The sequence below is a fragment of the Streptomyces sp. NPDC096310 genome, assembly GCF_044763125.1.
GTDB lineage: Bacteria > Actinomycetota > Actinomycetes > Streptomycetales > Streptomycetaceae > Streptomyces.
The window spans coordinates 764,628-780,224 of sequence record NZ_JBIWFO010000001.1 but is presented as its reverse complement, the minus strand read 5'-3'; the positions used below and the strand labels follow the sequence as shown (position 1 = coordinate 780,224).

General features: G+C 72.0%; 14 protein-coding genes. 12 read left to right on the top strand and 2 right to left on the bottom strand.

Features of this window, described 5'->3' with window-relative positions; translation table 11 throughout:
* Positions 1-43 precede the first annotated feature (43 nt).
* Both ACIQ7D_RS03125 and ACIQ7D_RS03120 read left to right on the top strand, forming a co-directional pair.
* Positions 44-1,300, top strand: coding sequence for a pyridoxal phosphate-dependent aminotransferase (locus tag ACIQ7D_RS03125; RefSeq protein WP_403933012.1), 1,257 nt, complete (start codon positions 44-46; stop codon positions 1,298-1,300).
* Between the two features lie 80 nt (positions 1,301-1,380).
* The gene (locus ACIQ7D_RS03120) at positions 1,381-2,277 is read left to right on the top strand and encodes an LLM class F420-dependent oxidoreductase (RefSeq protein WP_403933009.1); all 897 of its coding nucleotides are present in this window, start codon (positions 1,381-1,383) and stop codon (positions 2,275-2,277) included.
* A gap of 52 nt (positions 2,278-2,329) precedes the next feature.
* Here the strand turns inward: ACIQ7D_RS03120 and ACIQ7D_RS03115 are convergent, their stop codons facing one another.
* The gene (locus ACIQ7D_RS03115) at positions 2,330-3,238 is read right to left on the bottom strand and encodes a YceI family protein (RefSeq protein WP_403933007.1); all 909 of its coding nucleotides are present in this window, start codon (positions 3,236-3,238) and stop codon (positions 2,330-2,332) included.
* A 484-nt stretch (positions 3,239-3,722) separates the two neighbouring features.
* On the opposite strand from ACIQ7D_RS03115, the gene ACIQ7D_RS03110 reads away from it, so the two are divergent.
* Positions 3,723-4,223: a hypothetical protein gene (locus tag ACIQ7D_RS03110; protein ID WP_403933004.1), complete on the top strand. Its 501-nt coding sequence runs from the start codon at positions 3,723-3,725 to the stop codon at positions 4,221-4,223.
* 38 nt (positions 4,224-4,261) lie between these two features.
* Here the strand turns inward: ACIQ7D_RS03110 and ACIQ7D_RS03105 are convergent, their stop codons facing one another.
* Positions 4,262-5,167, bottom strand: coding sequence for a LysR family transcriptional regulator (locus ACIQ7D_RS03105; RefSeq protein WP_403933002.1), 906 nt, complete (start codon positions 5,165-5,167; stop codon positions 4,262-4,264).
* A 119-nt stretch (positions 5,168-5,286) separates the two neighbouring features.
* On the opposite strand from ACIQ7D_RS03105, the gene ACIQ7D_RS03100 reads away from it, so the two are divergent.
* From ACIQ7D_RS03100 to ACIQ7D_RS03060, 9 genes are all read left to right on the top strand, one after another.
* On the top strand, positions 5,287-7,410 hold the full coding sequence (locus ACIQ7D_RS03100) for an acetate--CoA ligase family protein (protein ID WP_403932999.1): 2,124 nt from the start codon (positions 5,287-5,289) through the stop codon (positions 7,408-7,410).
* Entirely contained in the window at positions 7,407-8,264 is an 858-nt protein-coding gene (locus ACIQ7D_RS03095) for a MaoC/PaaZ C-terminal domain-containing protein (RefSeq protein ID WP_403932996.1), read from the top strand. The genes ACIQ7D_RS03100 and ACIQ7D_RS03095 overlap by 4 nt, the downstream gene beginning before the upstream one ends.
* A 17-nt stretch (positions 8,265-8,281) precedes the next feature.
* A complete protein-coding gene (gene fabG, locus ACIQ7D_RS03090; RefSeq protein ID WP_403932993.1) occupies positions 8,282-9,031 on the top strand; it encodes a 3-oxoacyl-ACP reductase FabG in 750 nt (249 codons plus the stop codon).
* A gap of 181 nt (positions 9,032-9,212) precedes the next feature.
* Positions 9,213-10,589 carry an MFS transporter gene (locus ACIQ7D_RS03085; protein ID WP_403932990.1) on the top strand — a complete coding sequence of 459 codons (1,377 nt, stop codon included), beginning with the start codon at positions 9,213-9,215 and terminating at the stop codon, positions 10,587-10,589.
* Complete coding sequence (locus tag ACIQ7D_RS03080) at positions 10,586-11,440, top strand: MaoC family dehydratase N-terminal domain-containing protein (protein ID WP_403932987.1); 855 nt, start codon at positions 10,586-10,588, stop codon at positions 11,438-11,440. Before ACIQ7D_RS03085 ends, ACIQ7D_RS03080 begins: the two co-directional genes overlap by 4 nt.
* Positions 11,437-12,351: an HpcH/HpaI aldolase/citrate lyase family protein gene (locus ACIQ7D_RS03075; protein ID WP_403932984.1), complete on the top strand. Its 915-nt coding sequence runs from the start codon at positions 11,437-11,439 to the stop codon at positions 12,349-12,351. The genes ACIQ7D_RS03080 and ACIQ7D_RS03075 overlap by 4 nt, the downstream gene beginning before the upstream one ends.
* The gene (locus tag ACIQ7D_RS03070) at positions 12,348-13,229 is read left to right on the top strand and encodes an enoyl-CoA hydratase/isomerase family protein (protein ID WP_403932981.1); all 882 of its coding nucleotides are present in this window, start codon (positions 12,348-12,350) and stop codon (positions 13,227-13,229) included. Before ACIQ7D_RS03075 ends, ACIQ7D_RS03070 begins: the two co-directional genes overlap by 4 nt.
* Positions 13,226-14,422 carry an acetyl-CoA C-acetyltransferase gene (locus tag ACIQ7D_RS03065; protein WP_403932978.1) on the top strand — a complete coding sequence of 399 codons (1,197 nt, stop codon included), beginning with the start codon at positions 13,226-13,228 and terminating at the stop codon, positions 14,420-14,422. The genes ACIQ7D_RS03070 and ACIQ7D_RS03065 overlap by 4 nt, the downstream gene beginning before the upstream one ends.
* Positions 14,397-15,593 carry a CoA transferase gene (locus ACIQ7D_RS03060; RefSeq protein ID WP_403932975.1) on the top strand — a complete coding sequence of 399 codons (1,197 nt, stop codon included), beginning with the start codon at positions 14,397-14,399 and terminating at the stop codon, positions 15,591-15,593. The genes ACIQ7D_RS03065 and ACIQ7D_RS03060 overlap by 26 nt, the downstream gene beginning before the upstream one ends.
* Positions 15,594-15,597: the final 4 nt, after the last annotated feature.

Here is a 15,597-nt window from a genome sequence, read left to right as displayed (position 1 = left end):
GCGCGCCTCCCCCGCACCCACCGACCGTAAGGAGACCTCCTTCATGACCCAGCCCCTCGAAACGGGCCTCCTGCGTGCCACCGCGCACAGTCCGTCCTGGGCGATGCTGAGCCGCCTGTCGCCGGGCAACGGCCCGGCGGAAGGGTCGGCCCCAGCGGGAGCGGGGCCCTACCGCAGGGCCGACACCGCGCATGAGCAGCGCGTCGACTTCTGCATCCCGTGCAACCCCTACTTCCCCACGCCCGAGATGTTCGGCCGTATGCAGGGGTCCCTGGAGTCGATCCTCAAGTACTACCCGAGCGACGCCGACACCGTCACCGCCGAACTCTGCTCGGTGCTCGGTCTCAATCCCCAGACGGTCGCCATGGGCAACGGCTCCACCGAACTGATCACCTGGATCGACCATCTACTGGTCCGCGAGAGCCTGGCCATCCCGATCCCCACCTTCGGCCGCTGGACGGACCAGCCGCTGGAGACCGGCAAGCGCGTGGACATGTTCCCGCTCCAGGAGGAGCAGGACTTCACCCTGGACCTCCAGGAGTACGTACGGTTCATCCGCCAGCGCGGCTCGCGGGTCGCCGTCATCTGCAACCCCAACAACCCCGACGGCGGCTATCTGAAGCGCCATCAAGTTGTCTGGCTGCTCGATGAGTTGTCGGATCTGGATCTGGTGGTGGTGGACGAGTCGTTCATCGACTTCGTCGACGCGGAGCGCGCCCCGTCGGTCGCCGACGAGGCGGCCATCCGCTCGAACGTGATCGTGCTGAAGAGCCTCGGCAAGAACTTCGGGCTGCACGGCATCAGATTCGGCTATCTGGTGGCCAATCCGGCGCTCGCGGGCAAGGTGCGCAGGGCGCTGCCCAAGTGGAACCTCAACTCCTTCGCCGAGAGCGTCGTCTTCATGCTCAAGGAGTACGGGGTGGAGTACCACCAGTCCCTGGCGCTGCTCGCCCGCGACCGGGCCAACATGGCGCAGACCCTCGCCGCCGTCCCCGATCTGGTGGTCTTCCTGTCCCAGGGGAACTTCCTGCTGGTCAAGTTGCCCGACGGGGTGGACGGCGCGGCGCTGCGGGACCGGATGCTCACCCAGTACGGCGTCTTCATCCGCGAGTGCGGCAACAAACTCGGCAGCACCAGCCAGTTCCTGCGGCTGGTGGTCCGGCCGCAGGAGGACGTCCAGCGGCTGGTGGCCGCGCTCCAGGCCTGCCTCCCCGCGGGCCCCACCGGCCTGGCCCGGCAGCAGGGTCACCCCGCGCACTCCCCCACCTCCTCGGTGCCCGCGCTGGCCCCGGCACGCTGAGAGATCGCCGATTTCGGTCCGAACGGGGGACATTCCCGGGACGCCGGAATAGGTGGGTACGGACCCCCGTTGGCGGAGGTATGACCTCTGACACCTCTGACCGCACCGCTCGCTTCGGCCCGATCGGCATCTGGAGTCCGGCCCTGCACCACCCCGCCCCCGGTGACGCCGGGAGCGTCGCGGAGGCCGTGGCCGAACTGGACGAGCTGGGGTACGGAACGATCTGGCTCGGCGGCAACCCCTCGGTGGAGGAGGCCGCGGCCGTCGTCGGGGCGACCCGCCGGATCACCGTGGCGACGGGCATCCTCAGCATCTGGCAGCACGAGGCGTCCGCCGTCGCCGAGCAGGTCGCCGCGGTCGAGCGGGCCGCGCCGGGGCGGTTCGTCCTGGGCCTGGGGGTGAGCCATGACGCGCTGGCCCCGCGGTACGCGCGTCCGTACTCGACGATGGTCGGATATCTCGACGCCCTGGACGCCGCCCCCGAGCCGGTGCCCGCGGGGAGCCGGGTGCTCGCCGCGCTGGGCCCGAAGATGCTGGCGCTGGCGAGTGAGCGCGCGGCGGGCGCGCATCCCTATCTGGTCTCGCCGGAGCACACCGCTCAGGCCAGGGCGGCGCTCGGCCCGGGCGCGCTGCTGGCGCCCGAGGTCGGGGTGGTCCTGGACACCGACCTCGACCGGGCGAGGACCACCGCGCGCACGATGCTCTCGTTCTACCTCGGGCTGCCCAACTACACCGGCAACCTGCTGCGGCTCGGCTTCACCGAGGACGACTTCACGGACGGGGGCAGTGTCCGGCTGCTGGACGCGCTGTTCGCGCTGGGCGACGCGGACACGGTACGCGCCCGCGTGGACGCGTACCGGGCGGCCGGGGCGGACCATGTCGCGCTCCAGGTGCTGACACACGACCCGGCCGGAGGGCTGCCGCGCGCCGAGTGGCGTGAACTGGCCGCCGTCTTCTCCCTGCCGGGCGCCGCGTAGGAACGGCTCGGGGCGGGCGTACGCGCGTCCGCCCCGTGTGGTGGAGGGCCGGCTATTCCGGCGGCGTCGGCGTCTCGTCGCAGCGGAACATCACCTGAATGTCCAGTTCGAGCTGGATGGTCGGCCCCACGATCGCGATTCCTCTGGCCAGCATGGACCGCCAGTTGAGGGTGTAATCCTCGCGGTGGAGTTCGGTACGCGCCTTGGCGGCGCAGCGCAGTTCTTCCCCGTAACCGCCATTGACGGATCCGAGGTAGTCGGTTTCCAGACTGATGGTGCGGCTGATTCCGTGCAGGGTGAGGCTGCCGTGCACGGTCCACCGGTTGCCCGCATGGCGCTGGAAACGTTCACTGAAGAACTGGATGTACGGATAGTTCTCCACATCCAGGAAGTCGGCGGAGCGCAGATGCGCGTCGCGCGTCTTGTTTCCCGTGGTGATACTGGCCGCGTCGATGGTGCACTCGGCGTAGGAGTCCTCGGGCTGTTCGCCGACGCGCACACCGCCGTCGAACCGGGTGAACCGGCCGTGCACATTGGCCATGCCGACATGGCGCGCGATGAACCGGACGGCGGTGTGCGGCGGGTCGAAGAGCCAGATGCCCGGCTGCGGCGGCTCCAGCGGGCGCGAGCGCTCCAGCGTGACCCGGAAATGGCTCTGTCGGCCCGCGTCGACATCGACGGTGAGATGGGCGGGGAGCAGACCGTCCGAAGTGACCAGGACGGAGTAGCGCCCGGTGGGCAGGCCGACGGTGAAGGTGCCGAACGGGTCGGTGCGGCCCTTCATCACCACATGTCCGGTGTGATTCGCCTTCACCTGCACGTCGGCGCCGTCCAGGGGGTGGCCGTTGGGCTGGCCGACCTCCAGGGCGAGCGCCCCGGCCGTCAGGGGTATCCGGGACAGCACGTCCGTCCCCTTGCCGCCCGCTCTCGATTTCCCCCGCCGCAGCAACGAGAGGCCCATGATGACACCCTTCTTCCACACCGGAAGCCAGCCACCGAAAGAGAGTCGCGAGACTCCCGGCGAAGCGGTGGGCTCCCATTTCCGAGAATATCGGCAGCGTATTTACCGAGCGACCGCTTTACCGAGCGACCGTGCCGCCGTCGTCCGGCCGCACGTCCCGCCGCACGTCCGGCCGTACGGGAACGAGGCGGCCCGACCGATAGTAGACCAATCGTCCAGGCTTCAATGACCGGGCTGCCGCATATTCGACTGTGTTTATCGGGTGAAGATTTACACGCGTCCGGAAACAACAATCCTCACATATGTGGGGGCGCCTGGAAAATGTACCGCCGCGGTGAATTCGCGGCATCGGCCGGCCGGCACCGGCGGTCGCCACCGGCCGGGGCCCGTCCCGTGACCGCAGGACCCCGGCGGCCCGGTGACGGTTCCCCTACGATGAGTGAGAGGCGCGGGGAAGGGGTCCCGGCACCGTGGGGAGGTTCCTGTGGACGCTGGACCCGGCGGCGGCCGCGACTATCCGCCGAAGACACCGCCTCCGCCCAGGAAGCCCGTCTCACCGCCGTTTCCCGACCCGCCCCGGCCGGGAGCGCCCGGGCGCGTCACGACCCGGGACCGGCGCCGGGTGATGATGGCCGGCCGCCGCGGCGTCAACTGGCCGCTGGAGCGCCAGGAGTGGACGCCGGCGGTCGCGGGGCGACGGGTGGTCGGCCAGCTCAGGGCCTGGGGGTACCGGCCGGACGAGGAGATGGTCGCCGGGGTCGTCTCGCTGCTGGTACGGACGGCCGCGTCGAACGGCGGCACACGGGTGAGCCTGCATCTGGCCGACGAGAGGCCGCACGCCCTGGTGCTGGTCCTGAACCACTGCCCCGGCATGGCGGCCCCGTCGGACCAGGTCCTGCGGGAGCTGGCGGCGCTCGGTGTGACCGACTGCGGGACGGACACCGGCACGGACGGCCGCCGCCTCTGGGCACTCCTGGACCTGTAGTCGCCGGCCGCGCCGACGGCTCCGTGCTCCCCCGCCCGTCAGTGCCGGGCGGACCCGGCGCCGACCTCTTCGGCGAGGGCGCGGAACCGGCGTCCGGCCTGGCTCTCGTACCGGGGGTTCCAGGCGACGGCGAGGCCGAGCCGGGGCTGGGCGACCTCGGTGATCAGTTCGCGGAACTCCACACCGTCGCGGCCCTTCCTGGCGGCGCTGGAGGGCACGAGGGCCACCCCCATCCCACTGCCGACCAGGAAGAGCACCGTCTCCACCTGCACGGCTTCCTGAGTGACCCTCGGTGTCACCCCGGCCTCCCGGAACAACATGGTGGACAGGGCGTGCAGACCGGGGATGGCGTGCTGGGTGTAGTCGATGAACGGCTCGTCCGCGAGATCCCGGAGTGTGATCCGCTTCTGACGCGCGAAGCGGTGCTCCTTCGGCAGGGCGAGGACGAAGCGGTCGGCCTCCACCGTGACGTACTGGAGATCGCTCCGGCGGACCAGGGGGACACGGACGATGCAGACGTCCAGTCTGTGGCGTTCCAGGGATTCGACCAGGCCCGTGTTGGTGTCCTCGGTGAACTTCAGTGTGACGCCCGGGTAGGTCTGCCGGAAGGCCTGTAGCAGCAGCGGCAGCAGCCGGTTCTTCGCGGAGCCCACGAAGCCGACGCGCAGGTTCCCGGTGGCGCCCGCGGCGGTGGATTCGGCGACCCGCGCCAGTTCCGCCGCGTGGAAGACGGCGGCGCGGGCGTGCTCCAGGGCCGCCTCGCCGGCCGGGGTCAGTTCGACACTGTGCGTGGACCGGACGAAGAGCCGGGCACCGATCTCGTCCTCCAGCTTGCGGATCGAGACCGAGAGCGGGGGCTGCGTCATGTGCAGACGGTCCGCCGCCGTACGGAAGTTGAGGGTTTCGGCCACCGCCAGGAAATGTCTGAGCTGCCGCAACTCCATGGTGATACCTCACGTGTATCAAGAATTGGCGAATGGGCTGCGGGCATTGTATGACCATGACGGCGTCGGCAGGGTGACTCGGACCACACACGGACGGACAGCACCCAGGGAGCCGCCCCATGTCAGCCGTGCCCTCCACGCCTGTGCCCACAGGTTTCGAGCAGGCATTCCGCCCCCGTTCGGTCGCCGTGATCGGCGCTTCGGACGACCCCGGCAGGATCTCAGGACGGGCCCTGCACTACCTGCTGCGCGCCGGTTACCAGGGCGCCGTTTATCCCGTCAACCACAAGCGGGCGACGGTGCAGGGACTGTCGGCGTACCCCTCGCTGGACGCGGTGCCCGAGGTCCCGGACATGGCGCTGATCGGCCTCCCCTCGCGTCTGCTCAAGCAGGCGGTCACCGACTGCGTGGCGAAGGGCGTGAGCGCCGCGGTGATCTACGCCGCCGGTTTCGCCGAGACGGGCGAGGAGGGCCAGGCGCTCCAGGAGGAGCTGGCCGACATCGCCCGCCGGGGGAATCTGCGGCTGTTCGGCCCCAACTGTCTGGGCCTGCTGCACGCGGCCAGTGGCTTCGTGGGCACTTTCAGCAGCGCCTTCGACGAGGCGATCCCCACCGGCGGCAGCGTCGCGGTGGTCAGCCAGAGCGGTGCGTACGGTGGCCATCTGGCCTACCTGTGCCGTCGCCGTAACGTCGACATCGGTTACTGGGTGTCGACGGGGAACGAGGCCGGCACCGATGTCGCGGAGTGCGTCCACTGGCTCGCTCTCCAGGACGACGTGTCGGTGATCCTCGCCTACGCGGAGGGTGTACGGGACGCCGGCCGGCTGCGTACCGCGCTGGCGGTGGCGCACGAGCGGCGCAAGCCGGTGGTGTTCATGAAGGTCGGCTCCTCCGACGCGGGCGCCGCCGCGGCGCAGTCCCACACCGCGTCGCTGGTGGGCAGCGACGCCGTCTACGACGCGCTCTTCCGCCAGTACGGTGTGCACCGCGCCCGCACCACCCAGGAGCAGGTCGACCTGGCGTACGCGTGCAGCAGGGGGGTGCTGCCGGCCGGGCGCAGAGTGGGCGTCGTCACCGTCTCCGGCGGCTTCGGTGTGCAACTGTGCGACGCCGCCGAACGGTACGGGCTGGATGTCGCGGGCCTGCCCGAGGAGGCCAGGGCCCGGCTGCGCGAGATCAACCCGATGGGCAGCGACGACAATCCCTGCGACACAACGGCGGGCTGGCTCAACGACATGAGCCTGATCACCGACACCTACCGGGTCATGTACGCGCAGGGCGACTACGACAGTGTGATCGGCTCGTTCACCATGCTGCCGGACTCGCCCACGTACGGCGAGGCCATCAAGGAGGCCATCCGCAAGGGCACTTCGGACTTCATGGACCGGCCGACCGTGCTGTGCATGGAGGCACGCCCCGAGGTCGTGCGGTCGTACGAGGAGGCGGGCTTCCTCGTGTACGACGACTCCGAGCGGGCCGTCGCGGCTCTCGACGGACTGGCCCGGCTGCGGGAGGGCTTCGAGCGTCCGCTGCCCGCGCCGGGCGCGGTGGCGCCGCGCCAGGAGGTGCCGGACGGACCGCTGTCCGAGGCCGCCGCGCGGGAGCTGCTCGCCTCGGCGGGCGTGCCGTTCCCCGGCTCCCGGGTGGTGACCTCGGCCTCGGCGGCCGCCGAGGCCGCGACGGCGACAGGGTTCCCGGTCGTCATGAAGATCGTCTCGCCCGACATCCCGCACAAGACGGAGATCGGCGGTGTGCTGCTCGGTGTCGCGGACGCGGAGGCCGCCGCCGCCGCGTTCACCACGCTGACCGCCCGCGCCGCCGCGGCGCGGCCCGACGCCCGGGTGGAGGGGGTGCTCGTCTCCCGGACGGCGCCGTCCGGTGTCGAGGTGATCGTGGGGGTGCGGCGCGACCCGGTCTTCGGCCCGGTCGTGATGTTCGGCACCGGCGGGGTGCGGGCGGAGCTGTTCCGCGATGTCGCGACCCGGGTCGGCGCCGTGGACCGGGACGAGGCGCTGCGGATGATCGCCGAGACCCGGGGACACGCCCTGCTGACCGGCTTCCGCGGCTCCCCCGCGGCCGATGTGGACGCCCTCGCCGACCTGCTGGTGAGGGTCTCCGCGTTCGCGGTCGCCCACGCCGACCGGATCGGGACCGTGGAGCTGAACCCGGTGGTCGTCGGGGAGGCCGGGCAGGGTGTGCTGGCCCTGGACGCCCTGATGGTGCCGCGCGAGGAGGTGGCATGACGATGGATCCGGGGAGGCTGCTGCGGCGGGAGTTCGCACCGGTCCGGCAGCGGTACACCGCCCGGGACTGCGCCCTGTACGCGCTGAGCCTGGGGATCGGCGCCGATCCGCTCGACGCCCGCCGGCTCGCGTATGTCACGGAGGAGGCCGCGCGCCCCTTCCCCACCATGGCGAACGTGCTCGGCTACGCCGGTTTCTGGGCCCGCGAGCCGGACACCGGTATCGACTGGCGGCGGCTGCTGCACGTCGAGCAGTCGATGACCCTGCACGCGCCCCTGGCGCCGGAGGGCGAGGTGGTGGGCCACACCCGGGTCACCGGCGTCGTGGACAAGGGCGTGGCGAAGGGCGCCCTGCTCCACCAGGAGCGGCGGATCGTGGCGGCGGACAGCGGACGGCTCCTCGCCGAGGTGGGCCAGGTCAGCCTGTTGCGCGGGGACGGCGGCTGCGGCAGTACGACGGACACCGCAACGCCGCCCCACCGGATGCCGGGACGGGCGCCGGACGCCGTCCACGACCTGCCCACCCTGCCGCAGGCGGCGCTCCTCTACCGTCTCAACGGCGACACCAACCCCGTGCACGCCGACCCCGGGACGGCCAGGGCCGCCGGGTTCGACCGGCCCGTCCTGCACGGGCTGTGCACCTTCGGTATGGCCGTGCACGCCCTGCTGGCGAACGCCCTGGACTGGGACGAGTCCAGGCTGCACCGGCTACGGGTCCGCTTCACCGCCCCCGTCTTCCCCGGGGAGACGCTGCGGACCGAGTCCTGGACCGACGGCGACGTCGTGTCCTTCCGTACCACCGCGGTCGAACGCGGCGCCGTCGTCCTGGACGCCGGCCGCGCCGACCTGATCTGACGCACAGGAGCCGCACCATGGATCTGGAACTCAGCGACAAGACCGCCGTCATCACCGGCTCGGCCCGGGGACTGGGCGCGGCGACCGCCCGCCGACTGGCGCGGGAGGGGGCTCGCGTCGTCATCACCGACATCGACGGGGCGGGCGCGGAAGCGACCGCCAGGGAACTGACCGGGCTGGGCCACCGGGCGATCGCGGTCCGCGCCGACATCACCTCGGGCGCGGATGTGGACGCCCTGGTCGCCACCGCCGTCGAAGCGTTCGGCGGGGTGCACATCCTCGTCAACAACGCCGGTTTCCCCCGCGACACACTGCTCACGAAGATGACGGACACCGACTGGGACGCGGTCATCGAGGTGATCCTCAAGGGGTCGTTCCTCGTCACCCGAGCCGTCATGCCGCATCTGATCGGGCAGCGCTGGGGGCGGGTGGTCAACATCTCCTCGCGCAGCTACCTGGGCAATCCCGGGCAGGCCAACTACGCCAGCGCCAAGGCCGGCCTGCTCGGCTTCACCCGCGCGCTCGCCGCCGAGCAGGGGCGGTACGGCATCACCGTGAACGCGGTGGCGCCCGGTTTCATGGAGACCGAGGCCGTCCGCGCGCTGGACCACTACGAGAAGATCCGGGAGAAGGCGGTGGCCGCCCAGCCGCTGCGCCGTACCGGGCAGCCGGAGGACATCGCCGACGCGGTGGCGTTCCTCGCCTCGGAGCGCGCGTCCTTCATCACCGGAGAGACCCTGCACGTCACCGGCGGCCGGTTCGGCTGACCACCGGGCGCCGGGGCGCCCGCCCCTGACCACACCGAAGACACCGGCCCGCCCCCGTCCCTGTCACTCCTCTTCTTCCGCCTCCGTGCCTCCCCCCACGGCTCCGCCGCCTCCCTCGCGCGGATTCCACGGTGCGCCGAAGATCCCCAAGCCTGCCCGATGATGTCAATGGAGATATCCCATGGCCGCTTCCCAGGAAGCCGTCGCCGGGGCACGACGCCCCGTCGGCTCGTCACCGTCCCCCGGCCGCAGCAGAGCGCGTTTCCTGATCGTGGCGCTGTTGTTCCTGGTCTCCACGCTCAACAACGCCGACCGGGCGATCCTGTCCATCACCGGCACCGAGATCCAGGACGGCATCGGCGTCAGCGATGTCACGCTCGGCTACCTGTTCTCCGCCTTCTCCTGGGCCTACATGCTGGCCCAGCTACCCGGTGGCTGGATCGTGGACCGGTGGGGCGCCCGCCGGGTGTACGCGGGAAGCATTCTCGCGTGGTCGGTGGCGACCCTGCTCCAGGGCTTCGTCCCGCTGTTCGGTATCGCCTCGGCGATGATCGCGCTGTTCGTCCTGCGGATCGCGGTCGGCCTGGCCGAGGGCCCCGCCTACCCGGCCAACGCCCGTGTGGTGGCGACCTGGTTCCCCACGGCCGAACGCGGCACCGCCTCCGCGATCTTCAACTCCTCGCAGTACGCGGCGCCGGTCGTCTTCACCCCGTTCATGGCCTGGCTCACGCACGGCTGGGGCTGGCCGTCCGCGTACTTCGTCATGGGCGGCATCGGGATCGTGCTCAGCGTCTGCTGGTGGGTCGCCTACCGCCAGCCGAGGGAGCACCCGCGCGTCAACCGGGCCGAGTTGGACCACCTGGTCGAGGGCGGCGCGCTCGTCGACATCGAGGAGGCCGCCGCGGTCGGCACCAAGGACGGTGTCGACACCTGGTCCGTCGTACGGCAACTCCTCAGCAGCCGGATGATGCTCGGCATCTACCTGGGCCAGTACTTCATCACCACGATCGTCTACTTCTTCCTGACCTGGTTCCCGATCTATCTGATCAAGGAACTGGGGATGCCGCTGCTGGAAGCCGGGTTCACCGCGTCCATCCCCGCCCTCTTCGGCTTCGTCGGCGGCATCCTGGGCGGCCTGCTCTCCGACGCGCTGCTGCGCCGCGGCATGTCGGTGACCGCGGCCCGCAAGATCCCCATCGTCACCGGGCTCCTCCTGTCCACCTGCATCGTCGCCTGCGCCTGGACCTCGACACAGACCGTGGTCATCGTCCTGATGGCGACGGCGTTCTTCGGCAAGGGGCTGGGCAGCCTCGGCTGGACCGTCGTCTCCGACACCTCCCCGAAGGAGGCCGCGGGGCTCTCCGGCGGCCTGTTCAACACCTTCGCCAACCTGGCCGGCATCACCACCCCGATCGTCATCGGCTACGTCGTCGACATCACCGGGTCCTTCGACGGCGCGCTGATCTTCGTCGGCGCGTCCGGCCTGGGCGCGGCGCTGTCCTTCCTGCTGGTCGTCGGCCGTATCGAACGTATCCGTCTGAAGGAGACCACCGCATGACGGCGACCGACACCCACGCTGCCCGGAAGGGGCGGCGCGAGGAGGCCGAGGACACGCTGAGCGCGGACACCGCGGCCCGGCTGGCCGCGACCCTGGACCACCCGCCGGCCGGTACGGACGTGGCACCGCTCCTCGCGCACTGGCTCTGTTTCCCGCCCCGGGCACCGCACAGCGAGCTGGGACCCGACGGGCACCCCAGGCCCGGCCGCTTCCTGCCCCCTGTGCGGCTGCCCCGCCGTATGTGGGCGGGCGGCGATCTCCGCTTCGAGGGGCCGCTGCGCACGGGAGTGCCCGTCCGCCGCACCTCGGTCGTCGCGGACGTACGGGAGTCCGAGGGCCGCAGCGGGCCCCTGGTCTTCGTCACCGTCGACCACGAACTGCGGCAGGAGGGCGCCCCGGTCCTCACCGAGCGGCAGGACATCGTCTACCGCGCCGCCGCCGGTGCTGTCCCGGCGGGATCCGCGGCGCCGCGGGAGCGGCCACCGAAGGAGACCCCGCCGCCCGGAACCTGGCAGCGCTCGCTCGTACCGGACCCGGTGCTGCTGTTCCGCTACTCGGCGCTGACGTTCAACGCGCACCGGATCCACTACGACCGCCCCTACGCCTGCCAGGAGGAGGGCTATCCCGGGCTGGTCGTCCACGGGCCGCTGACGGCGACGCTGCTGCTCGATCTCTATCTGCGGCGGCGGCCCGGCGCCCGCGTCACCGGCTTCCGCTTCCGCGGGGTGCGGCCCGCCTTCGACGGCCGGGAGCTGACCCTGCACGGCACGCCGACCGAGACCGGCGCGGACCTGTACGCCGCCGACGACCGGGGGCGGACCGTGATGAGCGCGGAGGTGGACGCCGCATGACGGTCACGGACCTCACCGTACGGCGCTCCCTGCTGTTCGTCCCCGCCGGGAACGAACGGCTCCTCGCGCGGGCGCACCAGCGGGGCGCGGACGGGCTGATCCTCGATCTGGAGGACGCCGTCCCGGTATCCGGCAAGGAAGCGGCGCGCCTCGCCCTGCCCGGCCATCTCGACCGGCTGGCCGCCGCGGGCCAGTACCTGGTGGTACGGACCGGTACGGACCGTACGGAGTGGGAGGAGGACCTGCGGGCGGCGGTCCGGCCCGGCCTGCGGGCGGTGATGCTGCCCAAGGCCGAGCATCCGCGACAGCTCGCCGAGATGGCCGCGTTCCTGCGCGTACGGGAGCGGGAACGCGGGCTGCCCGACGGCTCGGTCGGGCTGATCGCGCTGATCGAGTCGCCGGCCGCGCTCTTCGCGCTGACCGCGCTGGCGGGGGCGCCCCGGGTGTGCGCGCTGGCGTTCGGCAGCGAGGACTTCTCGCTGGCGCTGGGGGTGGCGCCGACGCCGTCGGTGCTGACCGAGCCGTGCCGCTGGATCGCGCTGGCCGCCTCGGCCGCCGGGATCGCCTCCTTCGCGCTGCCGCTCTCCCTGGCCGTTCTGGACCGGCCCGACGCGCTGGCGGACGCGGCGCGGCAGGCCCGGGGGCTCGGCGTCACCGGAGCCCTGTGCGTCCACCCGGGACAGGTGGCCGCCGTCCACGCCGGCTGGACCCCGGACGAGGCCGGGACCGCCTGGGCCCGCAGGGTGACCACCGCCTGGGACGCCGCGGGCGCCGGCGGACCCGCCCCGGGCGCCCTCCGTGTCGACGGGCAGATGGTCGACGCGCCCGTCCTGCGCAGGGCGCGTGCCCTGCTCGCCGCGGCGGAGGCCGCGGCACCCACCGGAACCACCGACCATGGAGATGACAGATGAGCGGCGCACAGGTCCGTCTGGACGTCACGGACGGGGTGGCGACCGTTGTCCTCGACAACCCGCCCCTGCACGTGTGGAACGCCGCGATGACCCGCGGCCTGACCGAGGCGCTGGACGTCGTGGAGCGCGACGCGTCCGTCGGCGTGGTGATCCTGACCGGCGCCGGGGACCGGGCGTTCTGCGCGGGGTCCGACATCGTCGAGTTCGCCCCGATGCGGGCGCCGGGCGAGGCGGTGGCGAAGAAGCTCCGCCCGCAGCAGGAGTTGTTCGCGCGGCTGGCGGCCTTCCCCCGGCCGGTGATCGCCGCGTTGAACGGGCACACGCTCGGCGGCGGTCTGGAGATCGCCGTCTGCTGCGATCTGATCGTCGCCGAGGAACAGATCGGCATCGGCTCTCCGGAGATCACGCTCGGGGTCTTTCCCGGCAGCGGGGGCACGTTCCGGGTCGCCCGCCGTATCGGGACGGGGCGGGCCAAGGAGATGCAACTGCTGGGCGAGCCGATCACGGCCGCGACCGCGCTGGCCTGGGGTCTGGTCAACCGGCTCGCGCCGCGCGGCGGGGCCGTGGAGGTGGCGAGAGAGCTGGCGGACACCCTGCTGCGCCGTCCGCCGCGCGCGCTGGCCCTGTGCGCGTCGGTGATCGACGCGGCCCACGACCTCACCGAGGAGGAGCTGATCGAGCGTTCGCTGGCCGCCAGTGACGAGGCGTTCACCTCCGCCGAGAGCGCGGAGGGAGTACGGGCGTTCCTCGCCAAGCGCGCCCCGGACTTCCGTGCCCTGTCCATGAGAGCCGCCGGGCCCGGCCGCCCCGCCGATTCCGCGAGCGCCCCCGAGTCCACCGATTCCGTCGGTGCCGTGAAGAAGGAGACCCCCGCATGACCCGCGCGGCGATCGTCGCCCCTGTCCGTACCCCCATCGGCGCCTTCGGCGGCGGCCTGCGCCACGTGCCCGTCGAGAAGCTGGGCGCCACCGTCGCCACCGCGGCCGTCGAGCGGGCCGGCCTCGATCCCGCCCTGATCGAGGACGTGATCTTCGCACAGTCCTACGCCAGCAGCGAGACACCGTGCGTCGGACGCTGGATCGCGCTGGAGGCCGGGTTCCCCGTCGAGGTCGCCGGGATGCAGCTCGACCGGCGCTGCGGCGGCGGGCTCCAGGCGATCGCCACGGCGGCCATGATGGTGCAGTCCGGGGCGGCCGAGGTCGTCATGGCGGGCGGCGTCGAGAGCATGAGCAATGTCGAGTACTACACGACCGACCTGCGCTGGGGCGGACGCTTCGGCTCCACCGTCCTCCACGACCGGCTCGACCGCGGCCGGGAACGGGCCCAGCCCGTGGAGCGGTTCGGGGAGATCTCCGGCATGATCGAGACCGCCGAGAACCTGGCCCGTGACTACGGGATCACCCGCGAGGAGGCCGACGCCTACGCCGTACGCAGCCAGCGGCGGGCGGCGGCCGCCTGGGACTCCGGCGCCTTCGCGCGCGAGGTCGTCCCGGTGACGGTGGAGCGGCCCAAGGGCGGCCCCGTGGTCTTCGACCGCGACGAGGGCCTGCGGCCCGACACCTCCGCGGAGAAGCTGGCGCGGCTGCGTACGGTGGAGGCCGGCGGGACGGTCACCGCGGGCAACGCCTGTCAGCAGAACGACGCCGCCGCGGCCTGTCTGGTCGTCGCCGAGGACCAACTGGAGCGGCTTGGGCTGACTCCGATCGCCTATCTCTCGGGCTGGGCCGCAGCGGGGTGCGAGCCCTCCCGGATGGGCATCGGCCCGGTGCCCGCCACCGGCCGGCTTCTCAAGCGGCTCGGTCTGAGCCTGGCGGACATGGACCTGATCGAGGTCAACGAGGCGTTTGCCTGCCAGGTGCTCGCGGTGCTCGAAGAATGGGGCATCGACGACACGGAGCGCGTCAACGTCAACGGTTCCGGTATCTCGCTGGGCCACCCCGTCGGCGCGACGGGTGTGCGCATCATGACCACGCTGCTGTACGAGATGGAGCGCAGGGACGCCCGGTTCGGGCTGGAGACCCTGTGCGTCGGGGGAGGTCAGGGCATTGCGGCCGTCTTCGAACGCCCCTGAGGAACGGCGCGGCCCCCTGGCGGGGCTGCGGATCGTGGAGGTCTCGGCCTTCGTCGCGGCCCCGCTGGCGTCCATGACACTGGCCCAGTTGGGCGCCGAGGTGATCCGTATCGATCCCGTCGGCGGAAACATCGACCACCACCGCTGGCCGGAGACCGACGACGGGACCAGCCTCTACTGGGCCAGCCTCAACAAGGGCAAACGGTCGGTGACCCTGCCGCTGGACACCCCCGAGGGGCAACGGGCGGCGGCCGACATCATCTGCGCGGACGGCCCCGGCGCCGGCATCCTGATCACCAATCTGCCGGGGCGCGGCTGGCTCGACTACGCGCGGCTCTCCGCGCGGCGGCCGGACCTGATCATGATGCGTCTGCTGGGGGACCACGACGGCTCCCCGGCCGTCGACTACTCCGTCAACTGCGCGAGCGGCTTCCCGCACGCCACCGGCGACGGCCCGGCGCCGGTCAACCATGTCCTGCCGGCCTGGGACGTCGCCGCCGGGCTCTATCTGACGGTCGGCCTGCTGGCCGCCGAACGCCGCAGGCAGGCGACCGGAGAAGGCCAGGAGGTGTCGCTGGCCCTGTCCGACGTCATGCTCGCCACCGTCGGCAACCTCGGCTATCTCGCGGACGTCCAGATCAACGGCGCCTCGCGGGAGCCGATCGGCAACAGTCTCTACGGCGCCTTCGGACGGGACTTCGGTACCGCCGACGGGCGCCGGGTCATGGTGGTGGCACTCACCACCCGCCAGTTCCGCTCCCTGGGCCGGGCCACCGGCCTCGCCGAGAAGCTGGAGATGACCGGACCGCTGCTGGACGTGGACGTGGCGACGGAGGGCGGACGGTACGCCGCCCGGCACGCCATCGCCGCGGTGCTGGAACCGTGGTTCGCGGCCCGGACGCTGGCCGAGGTGCGCGCCGTGCTCCAGGGTTCGGGGGTGCTGTGGGGCCCGTACCAGACCTTCCGGCAACTGTACGAGGAGGATCCGCGCTGCTCGGCGGAGAACCCGCTCTTCTCCTGGATCGAGCAGCCGGGCGTCGGCAAGCTGCTCGCGCCGGGTTCCCCGCTGGTGTTCTCCGGCGACCCGGCGCCCGGCGCCGCGCCGGCGCCCCTGCTCGGAGCGGACACCGGCGACGCCGTCCGCTTCCGGGGGGAGGCCACGCGGGGGTGAGCGG

Bases quoted from the DNA above. Each gene is read 5' to 3' on its own strand.
- ACIQ7D_RS03125 (WP_403933012.1), top strand. From the start codon at position 44: ATGACCCAGCCCCTCGAAACGGGCCTCCTGCGTGCCACCGCGCACAGT.
- ACIQ7D_RS03120 (WP_403933009.1), top strand. From the start codon at position 1,381: ATGACCTCTGACACCTCTGACCGCACCGCTCGCTTCGGCCCGATCGGC.
- ACIQ7D_RS03115 (WP_403933007.1), bottom strand. From the start codon at position 3,238: ATGGGCCTCTCGTTGCTGCGGCGGGGGAAATCGAGAGCGGGCGGCAAG.
- ACIQ7D_RS03105 (WP_403933002.1), bottom strand. From the start codon at position 5,167: ATGGAGTTGCGGCAGCTCAGACATTTCCTGGCGGTGGCCGAAACCCTC.
- ACIQ7D_RS03100 (WP_403932999.1), top strand. From the start codon at position 5,287: ATGTCAGCCGTGCCCTCCACGCCTGTGCCCACAGGTTTCGAGCAGGCA.
- ACIQ7D_RS03095 (WP_403932996.1), top strand. From the start codon at position 7,407: ATGACGATGGATCCGGGGAGGCTGCTGCGGCGGGAGTTCGCACCGGTC.
- fabG (WP_403932993.1), top strand. From the start codon at position 8,282: ATGGATCTGGAACTCAGCGACAAGACCGCCGTCATCACCGGCTCGGCC.
- ACIQ7D_RS03085 (WP_403932990.1), top strand. From the start codon at position 9,213: ATGGCCGCTTCCCAGGAAGCCGTCGCCGGGGCACGACGCCCCGTCGGC.
- ACIQ7D_RS03080 (WP_403932987.1), top strand. From the start codon at position 10,586: ATGACGGCGACCGACACCCACGCTGCCCGGAAGGGGCGGCGCGAGGAG.
- ACIQ7D_RS03075 (WP_403932984.1), top strand. From the start codon at position 11,437: ATGACGGTCACGGACCTCACCGTACGGCGCTCCCTGCTGTTCGTCCCC.
- ACIQ7D_RS03070 (WP_403932981.1), top strand. From the start codon at position 12,348: ATGAGCGGCGCACAGGTCCGTCTGGACGTCACGGACGGGGTGGCGACC.
- ACIQ7D_RS03065 (WP_403932978.1), top strand. From the start codon at position 13,226: ATGACCCGCGCGGCGATCGTCGCCCCTGTCCGTACCCCCATCGGCGCC.